Genomic DNA, 20,843 nt, shown 5'->3' with positions numbered 1-20,843 from the left:
TTTATCCATCCTTGTCGGTCCGAAACCAAGTTTCCGGGTCCACCGGGGTGTTGTCTTCTCTTACCTCTATATAGAGCGTTTCTGGACGATCAGTTCCAGTGCCATCACCGCTTGTTGACAATATTGCGCCGATTTCCGGCGTTTCACCCGGCATCAAGCCGACCGGAGTGCCTTTGGGGATCACCTGCCCGGGTTGACCATAGACCTCTTGCAGGCCCGAAAACACGAACAACAGGCCCGGCTGCGGTTCCAGAATGACAAGGTTTCCCAAATCCAGCAATGGCCCGCGATAGCGGATCGTAGCCGCAGTGGGGGATGTTACAAGCGCACGGGAACGGGTGCCGATGACCAGACCAGCGCGGGCGACCCCTGCGGCGTCCGGTTCATCGGCCTTGTGCAGCAGGATGCCCTGCACCGGCAAGGGAATCTGTCCTTTCTGATCCAGGATGCTTGCGTCGGTTTCAATGATCTCGCCTTCTGAAATCTCTGACAGACCGCTTGCAAAACCATCCAGAGTCTCGGTCGAAGAAATCAGAATGGCCGTGCGCACCGGGTCTTCGACAAACCGACGCGGCAAATCAGTGCGGTCGGCAATCGCTTCGCTCAACCGCGTGCGGGCGTCCTGCACACCGCGCAGCCCTTCGGTCAAAGTTTCCGAGGCGCTTTGTTGCAGCAGACGCAGGGTCTGAACCTCTTGCAGGTCCTGTGCCAGCGCTTGCGCTTTTGCGTTAAGACCAGGCGTGACCTCGGACAGCATCATTCCGGCCCGCGCCGCGCCCAATGGGCCTGACGGGTGCAGCATCAGCACTGGCGGCGCGGTCGTTTCGATGGTCTGCAAGATGCCAAGCAACTGCCTGACGTCCTTTTCACGCGCGCTCAATTGCGCGCTCAGTTGCGCTTCGCGTGTTGCAGCCTTGCGCAGACCGGTCCGCATCGCGCTCAGCCCGGCCTCATAGGCTTGTATCGTTTTGGTCAGCGCCCGCACCCGATCCCTTGCGCCGTCTGCTTCGCTCAGCGAGATCGACGCCTGTTCCAGCATCCTTGCCGCATCCAGTGCTGCCCGAGAAGCGTCGGTCTGGGCAAAGGCCTGACAAGCTGAAAGCAGCACAATCGCTAGGGCGGCCAGCCTCATGACAGCAGGCTTTCTCCGGTCATTTCCGGCGGTTTGGGCAGGTTCATCAAATCAAGCAGGGTCGGCCCCAGATCAGATAACCGCCCCTGACGCACCTGCGCGCCCTCTGGCCCTCCGACCAAAGCTATGGGCACCGGGTTCAGCGTGTGTGCCGTATGCGGACCGCCGGATTCCGGATCAACCATCACTTCACAGTTACCGTGATCGGCGGTGACGATCATTGCTCCACCTGCTTTTTCCAAGGCAGCAACGACCTGAGTCAACCCCGCATCAACGGCCTCGCATGCCTTGATCGCAGCTTGAAGGTCGCCGGTATGCCCGACCATATCTGGGTTGGCGTAATTGGTTACGATCAGGTCGTAACCTTGTTCGATCGCCTCGACAAACTTGGCTGTGACCTCAGCTGAGGACATCTCGGGTTGCAAATCATAGGTCGCAACCTTGGGTGATTTGGGCATATAGCGATCTTCACCTTTTTCAGGGGTCTCCTTGCCCCCGTTCAGGAAAAAAGTGACATGGGGGTATTTTTCGGTTTCAGCTAGCCGGAACTGACGCAACCCCTGTTTGGCGACCCATTCCCCGAGCGTGTTCACAATCGCCCGTTTCGGAAAAACCGCGGTCATATATGCGTTGTGAGCGTCGGAATACTCAACCATGCCCAGCAGCGCCGACAGTTTCGGCCGCGGCCCGGTTTCGAACTCGGCAAAGCCCGGTTCACCAATCGCGCGCAGGATTTCACGAGCACGATCTGCGCGGAAATTTAGACAGAAAAAACCATCGCCGTCGGTGACGCCCTTGTAACCTTGCAACACGGTCGGCGTAATGAATTCGTCAGATTCAGACTGGTTGTAGGCATGGTCCACGGCGCCATGTGCGGTGTCGGCCGCCCTGCCCTTGCCGTTGATCATCGCGTCATAAGCTTCTGCGATCCGTTCCCAGCGATTGTCGCGATCCATGGCGAAATAGCGACCGCTTACCGTGACGACACGTGCCCCCTCGGGCAGCCGTTCTTCCAACTGGGAAAAATAGGTCAGCGCAGATTTGGGGGCCACGTCGCGCCCATCCGTGACCGCATGCAGGGCGACCGGAACACCGGCATCCGTAATGGCCTTGGTTGCAGCGATGATGTGGTTCAGGTGCCCGTGAACACCACCATCCGAGACCAACCCCATGAGATGAGCCGTCCCCCCTGAGGATTTGACCTTGGAAATGAATGCCTGCAATGCCTCATTTCCAAAGAACGAACCGTCTTCGATGGCCAAGTCGATCTGCCCCAAATCCATGGCAACAACACGGCCCGCACCTATATTAGTATGACCGACTTCGGAGTTACCCATCTGCCCACTGGGCAGACCTACGTCCGGGCCATGCGTTGTCAGCGTGGCGTGCGGGCATTTGGCCATGATCGCGTCAAAGGTCGGCGTGTTCGCCAGATAGGGCGCATTCGCCTGTGTGTCGTCTGACACGCCCCACCCATCAAGAATGCACAGAACAACGGGTTTGGGGGTTGGCATTGAAATTCTCCGATTACTGCTCTTGGGTCTTCTTCTAGCGTCTGGTCGGCAAGGGGTGAACCATCTTTGCGGCAAATTACGCAGAATTAATCAAACGGCCTGGCGGCTTCGGCCCATCGCTGGAGGACATTGAGCCGCTGCATTTTTTCGACCTAAAGCCATCATGGTTTTATCGGTGACAACCCGGACGAGACTAGTCTTTGAGGTAACGCGTGTATGGCTTCGCCTTGCGGTTGCGATACTTGACCGTCAGTTCCAGCGGCGTGTCGTTTTCGTCGTAGATGCCGATCATGATGCCTGTGCCCCCGCTTCGGGTTCGCATATCGATCAACTGCTGTTCGGACCGGGTGGTGCGCTGTGACGGGCGCCGCGCCCAGGCAAACAGGTAATCGTACATTTGCGCGATGACGTCCGAATGGTCCGCGCTGTCACCCAGATCCACCAGTTCATCGGGGTCGTTTTCCAGATCGAACAGGATCGGCCTGTACCCGCCTTCGCAATGGATGAGCTTCCACTTTTCATTCGCGACCATGAACATCACCGCGTCACGAACAGATGCGTTCAGCCGCTGCGCAATGGGAGAGGCGGAATAGTCATACTCGCAGATCGCGACCTGTCGGGGCGTTTTGTCGGAATGACCATGCAGGATCGGCAGCAGAGAATGCCCTTCGAGAATATGCCCGGCCTTTTCGCCGCCTGCCAGTTCCAGAAACGTTGGCACCAGATCGATCGACTCGACCAGCGCGTCGCAGGTGGTGCCGCGCGTGACGTCCGCGTCAGGTGATGGGTCATAAATGATCAGCGGCATTTTGGTTGAGGCATCGTGGAAAAAGGTCTTTTCACCCATCCAGTGGTCGCCCAGAAAATCACCGTGATCTGAGGTCAGCACGATCATCGTGTCGTCCATCCGCCCGGTTTTCTCCATCCAGTCAAACAGGCGACCCATCTGGTCATCCGCTTGTTTGATCAGCCCCATGTAAGCTGGGATCACCGCCTCGCGGACATCCTTTCGTGAAAATGCCTGCCCGACCTTGGTGTCCATGAAGGCCTTCAGGACGGGGTGGGCATTCTTTCGCTCAGTTTCCGAGCGGACCACGGGCACGACATGTTCAGGCCCGTACATCGAAGCGTAAGGTTCCGGCACGATGTAAGGCCAGTGAGGCTTGATGTAGCTGAGGTGACAGCACCATGGTCCGTCATGGCTGTTCATGAACTCGATTCCACGGGTGGTCAGATATGGTGTTTCACTGTCCTCTTCCGCGATATTTGCAGGTTCGGATGAATTCTTCAGGAACCACCCTGACAGCACGTTGCCATCGGCATCCAGACCGGAATTGGCAAAATCATGCCACGGATTGTCGCTCTCGTACCCCTTGTCTGCTAGGTAATGGTTGTATTTCTTTGCCCCGTCCGGGTCATAGAACCCGTCCGGACCCTCTGCGCGCAACCCGTCATCGCGTTCGAACACGTCAAACCCGCATTCCGCAACGCGGGCCCCGATGATGCTGTCGGGCTCCAACCCAAGACGGGCCATCCCCTCGGCATCGGCGGCCATATGTGTCTTGCCGACCAGCCAGCAGTCCATTCCCGCCTTGCGCAGGTGGTCGCCCAACGTGATCTCACCCACTTTGAGGGGAATGTTGTTCCATGAAGCCCCATGGGAATGCACATAGCGCCCGGTATAGGTCGACATACGGGAACTGCCGCAAATCGGCGATTGGATATAGGCCCGGTCAAAGCGGACACCGCGCGCGGCCAGACGATCGATATTCGGAGTATGCAGATGTGGGTGCCCGTAACAGCTCAGATAATCCCAGCGCAGCTGGTCGAACATGATGAACAGGATATTCTTTGCCTTGGCCAACGCGGCACCTCCCCGAAAGTCATGGGAACCTAGTTAGCCACTTCCGTTCGCAGAGCGAAGCAAAACTTGCTTCAGGCCTGATGTTCCATCTGTTCCAGCATCTTCCTGGCCCGTTTGCACTGCAACTGATCGCGCAGCGGGCTGTCCGGGTCGACATCCTTTTGGCACACAACGCATTTATCGGCGCCCGAGATCGCATTCAGGCCGCCGCAGCTGCCTTTGATGGTCTTCCCCATCAGCATGACACCCAATGACATACCGACCATGACAAGCGCCAAAAGAATAAAGGCCAGAATAAAAGTGCTCATCTCGGTTCCTGCCTGTCAGTTGGTTCCCAAAGCGTCTTTGAACGCGGTGCTGTGCGACGTAATATAGGCATCTTCGCCGCCTGTCACATCCCGCGAAATGAAGTACACGGCAAGTTTATACTTTTCCGCAATGTCCATTCCCTTCTCGTGACCCAAAGCCAGCATGGCCGTTGCCCAGGCATCCGCCAACATTGCGTTTTCCGCAAGAACCGTGACAGAAGTCGTGCGATGTGTAATCGGGCGTCCCGTTGTCGGATCGATGATATGCGAATACCGCACACCGTCCTGTTCGAAAAAATTCTTGTAGTCGCCCGAGCTGGCCATGCCGCGATCATCCAGAGAAACGATCAGTTGAATGCTCTGAGCGCCCGTTTCAGGCTTTTCGATGCCAATGCGCCAGGCTTCGCCCTGCTCATTCTTGCCTTTGGCAACAAGATCACCGCCGATCTCGACAAGGTAATCGTCGATACCAGCATCCTGCAAAGCGCCGGCAACCGCATCGATGCCATAGCCCTTTGCGATCGCCGACAGGTTGATGCCGACCTGCGGTTCAGCCTTCGACAGCGTGCCGGCTTCGGTGTCGAGCGTCAGCAAACGGGCCTGCCCGACGCCGCTTAACGCGGCCTCGATTTCGGGATCCGATGGCACTGGATCCTCGGGCTTGCGTGGGCCAAAGCCCCAAAGTTCGATCAGCGGGCCCAGAGTTACATCAAAAGTCCCACCGGTTTTTTCGTGCACGTCATTGGCGGCCGAAAGGACCAGTGCGAGTTCGTCCGAGACCGGAACGGGGGCTGTGCTAGTTGAAGCGGAAAAGACGGACACCTCGGATTCTGGATCCCAATTGGACATTTTGGCGTTCACCTCGGCCAGCGTCTCTTCGACAGCCGCGGCCAATGCGGCCTCATCAAGATCTTCGCCGATCGCGGTTATGTTGAAGGTCGTGCCCATTGTTTCGCCCGACAGACGAACCACCTCGGGTTCTTTGTCGAACAAACAGCCGGAAAGAAGAGTGGCAACGGCCAGTAAAGGCAAAAGACGCATCGGCGATCTCCGGGAAATTCTGTGCCCGGCATATGCCAGTGGCCCCCGCCAAAGTCAAACTGCGATCACATCTTCAGCGGCAGGAAACCCAGCACTAAAAGGCCGACCCCCGCCGGCACGCCGAACAACCACGCACGTTTTTGCCAACCCGGCGGCTGTTGCTTCCACGCCATGCGGAAATTGTGGCCACAAACAACAACGGCAAAGAAGATCAATGCCGCTATGGGTGGCGTAAGATAGAGTTCACTCAATGGCTTGAACGTCCTTTCCGGCCTGCGTTTTTGCCGATCGGCGCAATTGCACCCTATACAGGTCGTTTAGCTGCGCTAAGGTGAAAGGGAAAGACTTTGCAAGAACCACAAGGAGATTGCCCATGGCTCCAACCTCTTACCAGTCGCCTTCGCGTGGCGACAAGGCTGACAAGACGACGTACAGCCAGTCTGCGGAATCGAACCTGTCGCATTCGCAGACAACCGTGGCCAGGCTGCTTGAAGGTAAAGGGGACGCGGTGTTTTCGGTGCGGCCAAATGACACGATCCATTCCGTGGTTAACACGCTGAAGGAAAAACGAATCGGCGCTGTTCTCGTGACGGATCAGAACGGGGCATTGCAGGGGATTTTGTCAGAACGCGACATCGTTCGGCGCATGGCAGACACACCCGGCCAGACCCTTCCGCAATCGGTCGAAGACCTCATGACCAAGGATGTTAAGACCTGCACACCGGATGATCTGCTGAATGAAGTTCTGAAAACAATGACCGAGGGCCGTTTTCGCCATATGCCGGTGCTGCGCGACGGTCATTTGTGCGGCGTCATCACGATCGGAGACGTTGTCCACTTCCGTCTCAAAGAGTTGGAATATGAAGCGCTTCGCATGAAGCAAATGATCGTCGGTTAAAGGCCCACTGTTCATCCGGTCGAGGTGAACCGAACACTTCCGGCGTTGATCTCGGCGGCTGTCAAACGACCCGAAGCGAAAGCGCCCGTGTCGATCGATACCACCCGGTTCCTGATCCGGGGCAGGTCCACGATGGTGTGGCCATGCACCACCCATTGGCCATCGCTGCGGGCCAGCCTGGGAAACATGGGATGTCCCCAGAGGCAAATCTGGCGATCCTGGGCCTCAGTCGGATGTCGGGGGTCCAGCGCCGCATGAACGAATGTGACGTTGCCGGTAGTCCAGGTCAAAGGCCGGTCAGCTAGCCAGTTGATCAGGCTTTCCCCCATCTTCAGGCGAAGATCATCCGCCAGTTTTCGAACCTGCTGGTAGTTGTCGATATCCGCGGGCGGTTTCAGCCCGAAAGACGCCAACGTGTGCACACCCCCATTTTGAAACCAGAGCCGGGCGTTGCCTTCCGGCACCTCCAGGAATTGCAACAGAAACTCTTCGTGGTTTCCAAGAAGACACTGAACGCGTCCTCCTGACGTCTCGCTCAGGTGAAACAGGTGGCGCAGCACCTGCGCGCTGTATGGCCCTCGGTCGATGTAATCTCCGACAAAGACCAGCAAGCTCTGATCGTCCAGTCTGGGCAACAACGCCTGCAACAAGTCCAGACGACCGTGGATATCGCCCACGGCCGTCACTTTCTCGGCCGGAGCGATGTCGCAAGACACTGCATTCGTTGTCCGCCCCGCCGTGCGGTCGAACCACCGTCTGATCCAGTTCGTAATCATACACGTTGATCCCTATCCTTCTCGCCCATTGGCGGCAATGAGCATCTGATTGAATCAGCAAAGAGTTGACCAATGACGTCTGGATGTTCGATATGACCTTCGGCGCAGTTCAAAATGTTTGACCCGGCATCACGGGAAGAACCTTTTGTTCAGCGATGATCGTGCAGGGCGTTTTGAGGGTTCTATGAAACGGGTTTTGATTACGGGCTCTGCGGGGTTCATCGGGTTCCATCTGGCAAAGCGGCTGTTAGAGGAAGGGTTCCGCGTGCATGGATACGACGGGATGACGGATTACTATGATGTGGTCCTGAAACAGCGTCGGCATCAAATTCTGCTTCAGACACCCGGGTTCACGGCAACCGAGGATCGGTTGGAAAATTTTGATCGGTTGATGCAGGTCGCCGAAGAATTTCAGCCGGAAGTCATCGTTCATCTGGCGGCTCAGGCCGGTGTGAGACACAGTTTGGAACATCCCCGCAGCTATGTTGAATCGAATGTCGTTGGAACATTCAACGTGATGGAAATTGCACGGCAACATAAGGTGGATCATCTTTTGATGGCATCGACCTCTTCGATATACGGTGCCAACGAGGACATGCCCTTCACCGAGACGGAAAAAGCCGACACCCAGCTTACCATCTATTCCGCGACAAAAAAGGCGAATGAGGCGATGGGGCATTCCTATGCCCATTTGTGGGATTTGCCGACGACCATGTTCCGCTTCTTTACCGTCTACGGCACCTGGGGACGACCGGATCTGGCGTATTTCAAATTTGTCGCCGCCATCCTGGATGGTCGCCCGATCGACATTTACAATCACGGCGACATGTACCGGGATTTCACCCATGTCCAGGACCTTGTACGCGGCATCAGATTGCTGATCGATGTGCCTCCGGTGCGGCCAGCCAGCCGTGAGGATATCGAGGACGGAGACAGCCTGTCGCCCGTCGCGCCCTATCGCATCGTGAATATCGGCAACGGCGAAAAAGTGCGCCTGATGGATTTCATCGAAGCCATCGAACAGGCCGTGGGGCAGAAGGCGATCAAGAATTTCATGCCGATGCAGAAGGGTGATGTTCATGCCACTTGGGCGGACAATCGGCTGCTACAAAGACTGACGAACTATCGCCCCCAGACAGATCTGAAAGACGGTATCACACAATTCGTCGCGTGGTATCGAGAGTATTACGCAAAATAACGCAGGCTTACCGCCAAATGAAAGAACCGGCGTCTTCAACGCCGGTTCTTTTTGTTCCTTAGCCGCCGAAATCGTCGAGCATGATGTCTTCGCGGTCCACGCCCAGATCCAGCAGCATGTTGATGACCGACTGGTTCATGATTGGCGGACCACACATGTAGTATTCGCAATCCTCAGGCGCGGGATGGTTCTTGAGGTACTCTTCGAACAATACGTTGTGGATGAAGCCGGTATAGCCTTTCCAATTGTCCTCGGGCTGCGCGTCCGACAAGGCCACATGCCATTCGAAATTGTCGAATTCTTCAGCCAGACTGTCGAAATCTTCGACAAAGAACATCTCTTTCTTCGACCGCGCACCGTACCAGAAGCTGATCTTGCGGTTGCGGTTCTGAAGACGCTTGAGCTGATCAAAGATATGGCTGCGCATTGGGGCCATACCGGCGCCGCCGCCAATAAAGACCATCTCTTTGTCAGTTTCGCGGGCAAAGAACTCGCCGAATGGGCCTGAAATGGTGACCTTGTCACCCGGCTTCAGGTTGAAGATGTAAGACGACATCTGACCCGCCGGAATGCCTTCGGACCCCGGCGGCGGCGAGGCCACGCGGACGTTCAGCATGATCATGCCCTTTTCGTCCGGGTAGTTGGCCATCGAATAGGCGCGCTCGATGGGTTCGGTCACCACCGATTCATATTGCCACAGATTGAAGCGATCCCAATCCTCGCGATATTCCTCTTCAATGTCGAAATCCGTGTATTTCAACTGGTGTGCAGGTGCTTCGATCTGGATGTAGCCACCGGCGCGGAAGTTAACATCCTCACCCTCGGGCAGGTCCAGGATCAACGCCTTGATGAAGGTCGCTACGTTTTCGTTCGACCGAACGGTACATTCCCATTTCTTGACGCCGAAGACTTCTTCCGGAACTTCGATATCCATGTCCTGCTTGACCGCCACCTGGCAAGACAGGCGATCACCACATGACGCTTCACGTTTCGTGATATGGCTTTCTTCGGTCGGCAGGATCGATCCGCCCCCCGAATGCACCCGCACCCGACACTGCGCACAGGTGCCGCCGCCACCGCAGGCCGAAGGGACAAACAGCTTCTCGGCAGCCAGCGTCTGTAGCAGCTTCCCACCTGCCGGAACGGAAATGGTCTTTTCGCCGTTGATCGTAATGTTGACGTTTCCGGTCGATACCAGCTTGGATCGGGCGGCCATGATGATGGCCACCAATGCCAGAACGATTACGGTGAAAAGAGCTACGCCTAAGGTAAAGGTTTCCATCAACGCCCCCTTACAGTTTCACGCCCGAGAAGGACATGAAGGCCATAGCCATCAGACCTGCGGTAATGAAAGTGATGCCCAGACCTTGCAGACCATCGGGGATGTCTGAATATTTCAGCTTTTCCCGAACTCCGGCCATTGCGGTGATTGCCAGTGCCCAGCCAAAACCGGAAGACAAGCCATAAGTCGCCGCCTCGGCAAAGTTATAGTCACGCTCCACCATGAACAGCGACCCGCCAAGGATGGCGCAGTTCACCGTGATCAGTGGCAGAAAGATCCCCAACGCGTTGTAAAGCGGTGGGAAATACTTGTCCAAAACCATCTCGAGTATCTGAACCATCGCCGCGATCACGCCGATATAGGAAATCAGGCCAAGGAAGGTCAGGTCTACATCCGGGAACCCGGCCCAGGCCAGCGCGCCCGGTTTCAACAAGTAGTTCAGCAGTAGGTTGTTGGCAGGCACGGTGATGGCCTGCACGACCATGACCGAAATCCCCAGACCCAGCGCTGTCGAAATCTTCTTGGACACGGCGATGAAGGTACACATCCCCAGGAAGAAGCTAAGCGCAAGGTTTTCGACAAAGATGGCCTTTACGGCCAGTGAGATCAGACCTTCCATCAGTGGGCCTCTACCTGCTGAATTTTGTATTCACGCTCTTCCACCTGGTTCGGCTTCCAGGTGCGGAAGGCCCAGATGATCAGACCGATGATGAAGAACGCCGAGGGCGGCAGCAACAGCATGCCGTTGGGCACGTACCAGCCGCCATTGTTGACGGTTTCCAGAATGGTAACGCCGAACAGCGACCCCGCGCCAAACAGCTCGCGAATGAAGCCGACCAGCAGCAGGATAAGACCATAGCCCATGCCGTTGCCCATTCCGTCGATAAAGGACGCAACCGGCGGATTCTTCATCGCAAACGCCTCGGCGCGGCCCATCACGATGCAGTTGGTGATGATCAGGCCGACGAAAACCGACAGGGTTTTCGAAATCTCGAAAGCATAGGCTTTAAGGATCTGGTCCACCAAGATCACCAACGACGCGATGATCACCATCTGAACGATGATCCGGATCGAACCGGGGATCTGGTTGCGCAGGCACGAAATGAAGAACGACGAAAACGAGGTCACGAAGATCACCGCCAGCGCCATCACCATCGACACTTGCAACGATGATGTCACCGCAAGTGCTGAACAGATGCCCAGCACCTGCAATGTGATCGGATTGTTGTCGACAAGCGGGTCGACCAGCATCTCTTTCTTGGTCTGGGACATCAAATCTCTCCTGCTTGAAGTTTGGCCAGGAAGGGACCATAGCCCGCATCGCCCATCCAGAATTTCACAAGGTTATCGACGCCGACCGACGTCAGCGTGGCCCCCGCCAACGCATCCACATAGAAATCTGGCCCGGCTGCGGGCTGCGATTTGGCAACGGTGATTTGCAGATCACCTGCTTCGTCGCGCAGCTTTTTCCCGTTCCACAGGGCTTTCCAGCGTGGGTTGTCCACCTCGGCCCCAAGACCCGGAGTTTCACCATGCTGATAGAATTGCAGGCCGTAGATATCGTTGCCGTTGTTTTCAAGCGCGATAAATCCATAGAGCGTCGACCACAGGCCGTATCCGTGCAGAGGCAGGATCACCTTGTCCAGATCACCTGCATCATCGCGCAGCAGATAGATAACACGGTATTTGGATTTGCGGCCGATACCGGCGGGGTCATTGTCCAACGCGACGCTCAGCTCAGGATCGCTAGCGGCGGCGATGTCGTCAAATGTGGTCGGATCAAACTGATCATCGACGAAGGTGCCTGTGGACAGCTCCAGCACATGTGGTTCGAAGGCGGCAAAAGCCTCTGTCACGTCGATGCCCGGCTCGAACACGCCCGCAACTTGCAGAACGTTTACCTGTTTGTCCTTCAGCCGGTTGGCCTCTTGCACCGGGCGCAGGCTGACTGCGGCCGCGGACACAACCATCGAGGCGACCAGACAGACAGCAACGGCGATGAAGATCGTCTTGCCAACAGAATCCGGCGACGCCGCCAGGAATTTGGCTAATGCGCCCTTGGGTGCCTCGTTTTGATCTGGGGATTGCGTATCAGACATGGCGACGCGCCCTCCGTTTGATGTTGGCTTGCACGACGAAATAGTCGATCAGCGGTGCAAAGACGTTGCCGAACAGGATTGCCAGCATCATGCCTTCGGGGAAAGCCGGGTTGATCACGCGGATCATCACGACCATGACACCGATCAGAGCGCCATAAATATAACGCCCTATATTGGTGTGGCTGGCGGAAACCGGTTCCGTCACCATAAAGGCCAGCCCGAAAGCGTAACCGCCCAACACGATATGCCAGTACCATGGCATCGCGAACATCGGGTTGGTATCCGATCCGATCAGGTTCAGCAGCAGGGTAAAGCCGATGGTGCCCGCCAGACAGCCCACAATCAGGCGATAGTTGGCGATCCTGGTCATCAGAAGGAAAGCCAGACCGATCATGCAGGCCAGCGTCGATGTTTCGCCAAAGCTGCCCTGAATGGTGCCGAAAAACGCGCTCGACCAGGTGATGCCTTCAGCGGCCAGCGCCTGCACGCCTTCGGCCGCAGACACGCCCAATGCAGTTGCGCCCGAGAACCCGTCAACGGGTGTCCAGACCGCATCCCCCGACATCTGCGCCGGATAGGCGAAATACAAAAACGCCCGCCCCACAAGCGCGGGGTTGAGAAAGTTCTTGCCGGTGCCCCCGAACACTTCCTTACCGATCACAACGCCGAAGATGATGCCCAATGCCACCTGCCACAGGGGCGTCGTAGCAGGCATGATCAGCGTGTAAAGCATTGATGTAACTAGGAAGCCTTCGTTCACCTCATGGCCGCGCACGGTGGCAAAGATGACCTCGAAGATACCGCCCGCGACCAGCGTGACGATGTAGATCGGAAGGAAATACATCAGACCATGCATGACGTTGGCAAAAATGCTGGACGGGTCCAGCGAAATCCCGAACATCTGCAACAAAGCAATCCGCCAGCCGGTGGCCGATTCCGGACCCAGCAAAGCAATCGCCGAGTTTGCCTGATAGCCGGTGTTCCACATCCCCCACAGGATGCAGGGGATCGTCGCGATCACGACATAGGTCATGATCCGCTTCATATCCACATAGGACCGCGCGTGCGGCGCCACCGTGGTCACGGTTTTTGGAGTGTAGATGAAGCTTTCCACCATCTCGTAGATGGGGAAGTACTTTTCGTACTTGCCGCCCTTGGTAAAGTTCGGCTCGATCCTGTCAAAGAAGCTGCGCAAACCCATTCGGCTCAGCCCTCCTTTTCAATTTTGATCAGGCAGTCGCGCAGCGCCAGCCCGTATTCATATTTTGCCGGACAGGCAAAGCCCACAAGGCCAAGATCCTCTTCGTCCAGCTCCAGCGCACCCAGGGCTTGGGCAGTGTCCGTATCCATTACCAGCAGCGCCCGCAGCAACTGAGTGGGCAGATAGTCCTGCGGCATCAGATCTTCGAAAACACCTGTGGGCACCATGGCCCGACGCCCGCCGTTCAGATTGGACGTGAAGGCATACAGCTTCTTGGCGAATGCCGAACCCAATACAGGCTGGACCGCGTATTTCGACGGCATCGGACGAATCCAGCCCAACGGGATTTGATCGGGATCTTCACGGATGATGCTGATCTGACGCGCGAACCGGCCCAGATAGGCGGTCGGGCCCTCAGCGTGCCGGCCCGACAGGATCGAACCCGAAATGATGCGGGGCGTGCCGTCCACATCGACTTCGTCGCGGGTCAGATCGTCAGTTGATGCGCCCATCACGGTACGGATCAAACGTGGTTGACGCGCACCCGGCCCCGTCAGGGCAATCACGACATTCGGATCCAGATGGCCGGTCAGCATCAGGCGACCAATAGCGATGACATCCTGATACCCGATGGTCCAGACCTGCTTGTCGCCTGCAAGGGGTTCGAGGAAGTGAATATGCGTTCCGGCCAGCCCCGATGGGTGCGGGCCTGCGAAAGATGCAGCTTCGACACCGGCGACATCTGCGCCGGGTATCGTGTCACCCTCTTTTTGGCAAAGATAGGTTTTGCCCTCGGTCAATGTGCTGACTGCCGCCAAACCGGCGGTAAATTCTTCGGGCGCCTCGGCAATGATCGTGGCAGCGTCAGCGGCCAGCGGGTCACTGTCCATGGCGGTGACAAAGATCGCATCCGGTTTGACGCCGGGGTTCGGCATTTTTGAATAGGGGCGCGTGCGGAACGACGTCCACAGGCCGGCGGCGCACAGCTTGGCCGTCACGCCTTCGGCGCTGTCGGCATCCCCTATGCCCGAGAAATCAACACCGGTGTCATTGACATCTGTCACTTCAATCACGACGCTTTGCAGCACCCGACGGGCACCACGGTTGATCGCGACGACCCTGCCACTTACCGGTGCGACCATCATCGCGTCAGGCGCGTCCTTGTGACAGAACAGCGGCGCGCCACGTACGACGCTGTCGCCTTCCTGCACCAGCATCTTGGGTTTCAGGCCGATGTAGTCACCGCCCAGGACGCCAACGGTCGCGTATTCCGGGCCCGGGTGAATGGTCTGGTCAGGAGCGCCTTCCACCGGCAGATCCAGCCCCTTTTTCAGTTTGAAAGTTTGCATGTTGCTACGTTCTTCCAAGCCTCTTTTCTGCGCCAGCTCTGCTAACGCCCTTTCGGGGTCATGCAATAGCGCGGTTTTTTCGAGCCTCCGTCGCAAAAGCGTCGAAAACGGTCCAAAATCCGCAGGCGTATTTCCGATCAAGGACCCTTTACGCGGGGAAGGTCATAAACGCAAACCTGTTACCGCCAAAACTTGAGGATGAACCACACAATCCTGCGATTGATCGGTCATTTCTTCTGAATCCATGGCGTATAATTGCATATCGCGCCCACCAAGGTTCCAGTGTAAGCAACCGGAATGGAAAAAGACACAGATTTGGAAATCTTTCTGGTTGCCACGCCGGGCCTCGAGGCGCCTCTTGGTGACGAGGCGCAATTCAACGGATTCGCGCAGGTCAGAACTGTACCCGGCGGGGTAACATGCCGGGGTTCATGGCCCGAGGTCTGGCGTGCCAACCTGACACTGCGCGGCGCCAACAAGGTTCTGGTGCGACTGGGCAGCTTCCCCGCCGTGCACCTTGCCCAATTGGACAAACGTGCTCGGAAATTTCCTTGGGGCACCGTTTTGCGTCCTGACGTGCCGGTCAAGGTGGAAGCCATCAGCCGCAAATCCAGAATTTATCACGCCGGTGCAGCTCGTCAGAGGATCGAGCGGGCAATATCCGAGACATTGGGCACCTCGATTTCATCCGAGGCAAACCTTCGGGTGTTGCTTCGAATCGAAAAAGACATCTGCACGATCTCGGTCGACAGTTCCGGCGAGCTGTTGCACAAACGCGGTCACAAGGAAGCCATTGCCAAGGCCCCAATGCGCGAAACAATGGCCGCCATGTTCCTGAAAGAATGTGGCTACTCGGGCGATGAACCCGTACTGGACCCGATGTGCGGATCGGGTACCTTCGTGATCGAGGCCGCCGAGATCGCTCTGGGTCTGCGCCCTGGCCGCTCCCGCGGTTTTGCATTCGAGGACCTGGCGGGCTTTGACCCTGATCAGTGGCAGGAAATGCGACGGGAAACGAAGGCGGCGGAATGCGCGCTTACCTTCTACGGCTCGGATCGCAACTCGGGCGCGGTTGACGCGGCGACTGCCAATGCCGAAAGGGCCCAAGTCGGTGCCGTGACACGGTTTCAACAGCGTTCCGTCAGCGACATAAAACCCCCCGAAGGTCCTGCGGGGCTGGTCATTGTGAACCCGCCCTACGGGGCGCGAATTGGTGACGAAAGACGCTTGCGCTCGGTCTATGGCGCGATGGGCAAAACCCTGATGAACCGGTTCCAGGGATGGCGGGTCGGCGTGATCACCAGCGCTCCGGGGCTTGCCCGGGCCACACGCCTGCCTTTGCTGGCGCCAGGACCGGTCGTCGACCATGGTGGAACCAAAATTCGTCTGTACAAAACAGATCCCTTGCCGTGATTGCCTGGGACGCTTCACAACCAATTGATGACGATGGCTGCGCGGGCGAAAGCGGACAAAGAAACCACAGGGTTTCCACCGCAAAAGGTTGCGATTCCGTTGCCTTTCAACAAGCCTGTCATCCAGCCAACGTTTTAACACCGGTGCCATCGCGACCTGCCCGGCGGGGGGGGGTGAACAGTTTGGCGGACACTTTGCGCGCCGGTCAACAGCAGTACGCAAACATGTAAACGCTCGTTTTTGCGAACCGTAAACACGGCGACCTGCTTAGATCACCGGGTTCCGTGCCCATTGGTCCGCTGCCATATATTTTTGGGTGTTGAGATCGAAAGATTCGGGTAGTCGCATTACAGAATCCTCTTGCGCATCAGACCCGCCGCGTATAGATCACCCGCCACGGTCGGAGTGTAGCTCAGCCTGGTAGAGCACTGTCTTCGGGAGGCAGGGGTCGGAGGTTCGAATCCTCTCACTCCGACCAATAAAACAAGGCGCCCAAGGGCGCCTTTGTTGTTTTTAAGACAGTGATCCGAGGTTCGTTGAACCTAAGCGTTAGTCGAACTCCAACGCACTAGCAGCCTTACGCAAGTGCTCGGGGCTATAGCGTGCATAAACGGACGCGGTGATCCGAGAGTCTGAATGACCTAGAAACTGAGCAATCTCATCCATCGGAGTGCCTGCCTCCGCCATATGAACTGCAGCTGTGTGCCGCAGCACGTGTGGTGACACATCAAGCAGACCCGCCGCGACTGCGGCCGCCTTGAAGCCTTTCTTGATCGACTTCACAGGTCCGCCAGCCCATTCCACGACATACTCAGATAATGCGGCCTTCTGGGCATTCAAAAGCGCAGAATACAGGCTCTCGGTCATGGGGACGATGGCCCTGCCCTTCCTCTGTCCGTCGCCAGTGCGGAGATTGATCTGACGACGTTCAAAATCGACCCGATCCCATGTGAGTTCTAACACAGCCGTTACCCTAGCCGCCGTCGACAGCATCAGCCATGTAGCCAGCTTGATATGCGGTGCGCAGTCGACCGCCAGGAGCTGTGAAATCTCCTGGCGCGTTAGATACCTCTCCTTGGGAGCCGGTTTGCTGGGGCGCTCGATGTAGGGTGCCCTATCAATCAGCCCGGTCTTCTCAGCCCAATTCAAACAGGTCCTTAGCTTCCCAAGTTGTGTCCAGATCGTGCCGTCCTGAATACCTGCCTGCCGCCGATCGGTGGTGTAGGCTTTACAGTCTTGCACGCCTATCTGATCCGGGCGAAAGGCGCCAAACCAAGGTAGCACAGAACGGCCAGTGTATCGCATGCTATCGTGCGCCGGCCGACCCTCGACTGTCACACTATAAGCATTCCAGATCGCTGCCACGGTCAGTTCATCCTTTCCGGCTGTTTGGGCGAGCAGGACATCACGGGCTTCGGCTTCCGCGTTTTCGAGGGTGTCCGCGTCAAGACGATACCTACGTCTGCGTCCATCTTCCTCATACCAGACAACAACGAAGCGGTTGTTGAGTCGACCGATGCTGTATTCCTGCACTGCTCATATTCCTCTACTTTGTGTGCGGGGATGCGAAACTGACGGCGAACTCTGAAGTATTCGAGCTGGCCGGACTTGCAGAGCTGACGCACAGTTTCAGAACTGCAGCTCCAACGCTCTGCGAGTGTCTTAGGGGTATACGGCGGGGACAAAGTGCGCTCCTTCATTTTGGCAAAATCATTTACTCTATAGCGTTCGAGACGTGGGATGCATTTTGGATTTCCAAATATTTTTCAAATAATTGAAAACAAACAAAAGATTCTTTTTTATTCGAGCCCAAACTCCAATCCCGATTCAGGCGCGACCAATATGCGGAATGATCACTTCTGGCTGATCTTGGGACAATCCCTTGCGATTTTCTGCCAATGACAGGCGAACCACTTGTTTCTTCGAAGACTGCCTCAAGATAGCGGTTCAGGACCCGGTCGAAGCAGCAACTCTCATTTCGACCTACCATTCATTTTTGATCTCGCTATCCTGCACCCAACTGACAACAAAAAGACGATTTCAACATGCTCACAGGCCCCATCCGTTCCCAAGTCGATCAAATCTGGAATGCCTTCTGGTCCGGTGGTGTTTCCAACCCGCTCTCGGTGATCGAACAGATCACTTACCTACTATTCATCAAGCGGCTGGACGATCTGCACACCGTTGAGGAAAGCAAGGCCGAAATGCTCGACGTCGAGATGGAGCGTCGCATCTTTCCGGCCGGGAATGACCCCAAGGGTGAGCCATACAAGAACCTTCGCTGGTCGCGCTTCAAGAACTTCGAGTCGCGGGAGATGATGCGTATCGTCGATGAGCATGTGTTCCCATTCTTGCGTGAGCTAGGCGAGGAAGGCTCATCTTACGGCACACACATGAAAGACGCGCGGCTTGGCTTCTCGAACCCGAGTTTACTAGCCAAAGTGGTTCAGCAGCTCGATGACATCCCGATGGATGACCGCGACACCAAAGGCGATGTCTATGAATATATGCTCGGCAAGATCGCCAGCGCCGGGCAGAATGGCCAGTTCCGCACGCCACGCCACATCATCCAGCTTATGGTTAACCTGATGGCGCCCACGCCTAAGGACGTCATATGCGATCCGGCTGCAGGCACATGCGGTTTCCTTGTGGAGGCCGGAGAGTATGTGCGCAGCAACCACCCCAAGATGCTGATGGACAAAGACAGCCGCCAGCATTTTCATTCTGGTATGTTCCATGGGTTCGATTTCGACAGCACGATGTTGCGGATTGGCGCTATGAATATGACTTTGCACGGAGTCGAAAACCCGGATGTCTCCTATCGCGACAGCTTGGCCGAGGAGCACGGCGAGGATGAAGGCCGCTATTCCTTGATCCTTGCAAATCCGCCTTTTGCTGGGTCCCTCGACTACGACACCACCGCCAAGGATCTGCTGAAGGTGGTGAAGACCAAGAAAACCGAGCTGCTCTTCGTCGCCCTTTTCTTGCGCCTGTTGCGCACCGGTGGGCGGGCTGCGGTGATTGTGCCCGACGGAGTGCTTTTCGGTTCATCCAAGGCGCACAAGGATATCCGGCGGATGCTGGTGGAGGATCACAAGCTCGAAGCGATCATCAAGCTGCCTTCGGGCGTCTTCCGCCCCTATGCTGGCGTGTCCTGCGCCATAGTGGTCTTTACCAAGACTGGTGTAGGCGGAACCGAAGACGTTTGGTTTTATGACATGACAGCGGACGGCTATTCATTGGACGACAAGCGAACGCCGCTCCTAGACGCGGACAAGTTGGGTTCGTTGGCCAGGCTGAGCGAAGAAGAGCACGCTAAGAACAACCTGCCCGACATCCTAAGTCGTTGGGAGGCTTTGGAGGGTGAGGCCAACCGCCCTCGCACCTCGCAGAGCTTCACGGTTCGCGCCAGGGACATTACCGCCACTGGTAGCTGGGACCTGTCACTCAATCGCTACAAGGAGATCGAACACGAGGAGGTTGAGCATCAGGCTCCTTCTGAGATCATTGCCGAAATTAGGGAGATCGAGAAGGAAATTACCGTTGGGTTGGATAAGCTTGAGGGGATGCTGGGATGAGCTTTCCATCATCACCTTTGTCCGAAGTTTCAGAAATTCAAATTGGACCGTTCGGATCTCTGCTGCACAAGGCCGACTACGTGGAGGATGGTGTTCCAGTTATCAACCCGATGCACATCGCTGCAGACGGTATATCGGCCGATCCAAGTTTCTCAGTTTCAGAACTGAAGGCGAAAGATTTACAACGATACCTCTTAAAGACCGGAGAAGTAATTATGGGTCGCCGGGGTGAAATGGGGCGTTGTGCAGTGGTCGAATCCCAACATGAGGGAATGATCTGCGGAACCGGTTCGATGAAAATAATCCCATCTAAATCGGCACTTCACTCTCCATACCTCGTTCATATTCTTCGGACACCAAAAGCTCGGAGAGAACTGGCAGCAGCAGCCTCGGGCGTGACAATGCTGAACTTGAATGCCAAGTCTTTGGCTGCACTCAAAATCCCCCTACCGCCTCTGGAGGAGCAGAAGCGGATTGCGGGGATACTGGATCAGGCGGACGCCCTGCGCCGCCTCCGCTCCCGTGCGCGGGACAAACTCAACACCCTCGGCCAGGCGATCTTTCACGAGATGTTTGGGGATCCAACCACAAACCCGATGGGGTGGGAGAGTGTAAAACTAGGTGATCTTTGTAACGTGGGATCAAGTAAACGAGTTTTCGTAAGCGAGTTTGTTGAAAGTGGCGTGCCCTTTTTTCGTGGCACTGAAGTGGGAAAACTCGGCGACGGTAAAATAGTAGAGCCAGAGTTGTTTATTTCTGCGGAGCACTATGAAGGTTTGGTTAAACAATCCGGGAAACCAGAAATAGGAGACCTTCTCCTTCCATCCATTTGCCACGGCGGAAGGATATGGAAAGTGGACGACGACAAGCCGTTCTATTTTAAGGATGGAAGGGTCCTATGGATAAAGTGTCATTCGGCAGAGATCAACAGTGAGTATCTCAGAAACCATCTGAGGAACATTTTTCTATTCAACTATTCGTCTATCGCCTCGGGAACAACTTTCGCCGAGTTGAAAATTGTTAATTTGAAGAACCTGTCGTTGTTGAATCCACCGATCGAACTTCAAAACGAATTTGCTTCTCGCATTGCGTCGGTTGAAACGTCTTGCGCCCACATGCAGCGCTCTGCCTCTTACTATTCTTCGCTATTCAATTCGCTTCAGGACCGCGCGTTTCGAGGAGAGCTCTGA

General features: G+C 56.3%; 19 protein-coding genes and 1 tRNA gene. 6 read left to right on the top strand and 14 right to left on the bottom strand.

The genetic code is table 11. The features are described from left to right. Position 1: 1 nt before the first annotated feature. The 6 genes from I9184_RS08665 to I9184_RS08640 form a co-directional block, all read right to left on the bottom strand. The gene (locus tag I9184_RS08665) at positions 2-1,132 is read right to left on the bottom strand and encodes a peptidoglycan DD-metalloendopeptidase family protein (RefSeq protein ID WP_209833841.1); all 1,131 of its coding nucleotides are present in this window, start codon (positions 1,130-1,132) and stop codon (positions 2-4) included. Then, positions 1,129-2,646, bottom strand: coding sequence for a 2,3-bisphosphoglycerate-independent phosphoglycerate mutase (gpmI, locus tag I9184_RS08660; RefSeq protein ID WP_209833839.1), 1,518 nt, complete (start codon positions 2,644-2,646; stop codon positions 1,129-1,131). The genes I9184_RS08665 and gpmI overlap by 4 nt, the downstream gene beginning before the upstream one ends. A 193-nt stretch (positions 2,647-2,839) precedes the next feature. Further along, entirely contained in the window at positions 2,840-4,510 is a 1,671-nt protein-coding gene (locus I9184_RS08655; RefSeq protein WP_209833837.1) for a sulfatase-like hydrolase/transferase, read from the bottom strand. A gap of 71 nt (positions 4,511-4,581) precedes the next feature. Further along, a complete protein-coding gene (nqrM, locus tag I9184_RS08650; protein ID WP_152460192.1) occupies positions 4,582-4,818 on the bottom strand; it encodes a (Na+)-NQR maturation NqrM in 237 nt (78 codons plus the stop codon). Between the two features lie 15 nt (positions 4,819-4,833). Next, positions 4,834-5,859: an FAD:protein FMN transferase gene (locus tag I9184_RS08645; protein WP_209833835.1), complete on the bottom strand. Its 1,026-nt coding sequence runs from the start codon at positions 5,857-5,859 to the stop codon at positions 4,834-4,836. A gap of 65 nt (positions 5,860-5,924) precedes the next feature. Beyond that, the gene (locus I9184_RS08640; RefSeq protein ID WP_170345279.1) at positions 5,925-6,110 is read right to left on the bottom strand and encodes a hypothetical protein; all 186 of its coding nucleotides are present in this window, start codon (positions 6,108-6,110) and stop codon (positions 5,925-5,927) included. A gap of 122 nt (positions 6,111-6,232) precedes the next feature. Here I9184_RS08640 and I9184_RS08635 point away from each other — a divergent pair, with 122 nt between their 5' ends. After that, positions 6,233-6,757 carry a CBS domain-containing protein gene (locus I9184_RS08635; protein ID WP_171723828.1) on the top strand — a complete coding sequence of 175 codons (525 nt, stop codon included), beginning with the start codon at positions 6,233-6,235 and terminating at the stop codon, positions 6,755-6,757. An 11-nt stretch (positions 6,758-6,768) separates the two neighbouring features. Here I9184_RS08635 and I9184_RS08630 read toward each other — a convergent pair whose 3' ends face one another. Further along, positions 6,769-7,533, bottom strand: a complete 765-nt coding sequence (locus I9184_RS08630; protein WP_209833833.1) for a metallophosphoesterase family protein — start codon at positions 7,531-7,533, stop codon at positions 6,769-6,771. Positions 7,534-7,717: 184 nt separating this feature from the next. Here I9184_RS08630 and I9184_RS08625 point away from each other — a divergent pair, with 184 nt between their 5' ends. Further along, positions 7,718-8,731: an NAD-dependent epimerase/dehydratase family protein gene (locus tag I9184_RS08625; protein WP_209833831.1), complete on the top strand. Its 1,014-nt coding sequence runs from the start codon at positions 7,718-7,720 to the stop codon at positions 8,729-8,731. A gap of 58 nt (positions 8,732-8,789) precedes the next feature. Here I9184_RS08625 and nqrF read toward each other — a convergent pair whose 3' ends face one another. Genes nqrF through I9184_RS08595 form a run of 6 tightly spaced genes read right to left on the bottom strand, consistent with a single transcriptional unit; the run spans position 8,790 to position 14,662 of the window. Next, positions 8,790-10,013, bottom strand: a complete 1,224-nt coding sequence (gene nqrF / locus I9184_RS08620; protein WP_171636236.1) for an NADH:ubiquinone reductase (Na(+)-transporting) subunit F — start codon at positions 10,011-10,013, stop codon at positions 8,790-8,792. Positions 10,014-10,023: 10 nt separating this feature from the next. Then, positions 10,024-10,632, bottom strand: a complete 609-nt coding sequence (gene nqrE / locus I9184_RS08615; protein WP_050603817.1) for an NADH:ubiquinone reductase (Na(+)-transporting) subunit E — start codon at positions 10,630-10,632, stop codon at positions 10,024-10,026. After that, positions 10,632-11,285 carry an NADH:ubiquinone reductase (Na(+)-transporting) subunit D gene (locus tag I9184_RS08610; RefSeq protein WP_152460184.1) on the bottom strand — a complete coding sequence of 218 codons (654 nt, stop codon included), beginning with the start codon at positions 11,283-11,285 and terminating at the stop codon, positions 10,632-10,634. The genes nqrE and I9184_RS08610 overlap by 1 nt, the downstream gene beginning before the upstream one ends. Beyond that, the gene (locus I9184_RS08605) at positions 11,285-12,112 is read right to left on the bottom strand and encodes a Na(+)-translocating NADH-quinone reductase subunit C (protein ID WP_171636238.1); all 828 of its coding nucleotides are present in this window, start codon (positions 12,110-12,112) and stop codon (positions 11,285-11,287) included. Before I9184_RS08605 ends, I9184_RS08610 begins: the two co-directional genes overlap by 1 nt. Further along, positions 12,105-13,313 carry an NADH:ubiquinone reductase (Na(+)-transporting) subunit B gene (locus I9184_RS08600; RefSeq protein WP_209833829.1) on the bottom strand — a complete coding sequence of 403 codons (1,209 nt, stop codon included), beginning with the start codon at positions 13,311-13,313 and terminating at the stop codon, positions 12,105-12,107. The genes I9184_RS08605 and I9184_RS08600 overlap by 8 nt, the downstream gene beginning before the upstream one ends. A 5-nt stretch (positions 13,314-13,318) precedes the next feature. Further along, positions 13,319-14,662 (bottom strand): Na(+)-translocating NADH-quinone reductase subunit A, encoded by a 1,344-nt coding sequence (locus tag I9184_RS08595; RefSeq protein ID WP_209833827.1) that lies wholly within the window; start codon positions 14,660-14,662, stop codon positions 13,319-13,321. A 297-nt stretch (positions 14,663-14,959) separates the two neighbouring features. On the opposite strand from I9184_RS08595, the gene I9184_RS08590 reads away from it, so the two are divergent. Beyond that, complete coding sequence (locus tag I9184_RS08590; RefSeq protein WP_171636244.1) at positions 14,960-16,075, top strand: class I SAM-dependent RNA methyltransferase; 1,116 nt, start codon at positions 14,960-14,962, stop codon at positions 16,073-16,075. Positions 16,076-16,476: 401 nt separating this feature from the next. Further along, positions 16,477-16,553 (top strand) — tRNA-Pro (locus tag I9184_RS08585). 71 nt (positions 16,554-16,624) lie between these two features. Here I9184_RS08585 and I9184_RS08580 read toward each other — a convergent pair. Further along, on the bottom strand, positions 16,625-17,608 hold the full coding sequence (locus I9184_RS08580; RefSeq protein ID WP_209833825.1) for a site-specific integrase: 984 nt from the start codon (positions 17,606-17,608) through the stop codon (positions 16,625-16,627). Between the two features lie 512 nt (positions 17,609-18,120). Here I9184_RS08580 and I9184_RS08575 point away from each other — a divergent pair. Together I9184_RS08575 and I9184_RS08570 are read left to right on the top strand one after the other, a co-directional pair. After that, the gene (locus tag I9184_RS08575; RefSeq protein WP_209833823.1) at positions 18,121-19,653 is read left to right on the top strand and encodes a class I SAM-dependent DNA methyltransferase; all 1,533 of its coding nucleotides are present in this window, start codon (positions 18,121-18,123) and stop codon (positions 19,651-19,653) included. Further along, entirely contained in the window at positions 19,650-20,843 is a 1,194-nt protein-coding gene (locus tag I9184_RS08570; protein WP_209833821.1) for a restriction endonuclease subunit S, read from the top strand. Before I9184_RS08575 ends, I9184_RS08570 begins: the two co-directional genes overlap by 4 nt.

The organism is Ruegeria sp. HKCCE3926 (assembly GCF_017872515.1).
Taxonomy (GTDB): Bacteria; Pseudomonadota; Alphaproteobacteria; order Rhodobacterales; family Rhodobacteraceae; genus Ruegeria.
This window is presented reverse-complemented; position numbering and strand designations above follow the sequence as displayed.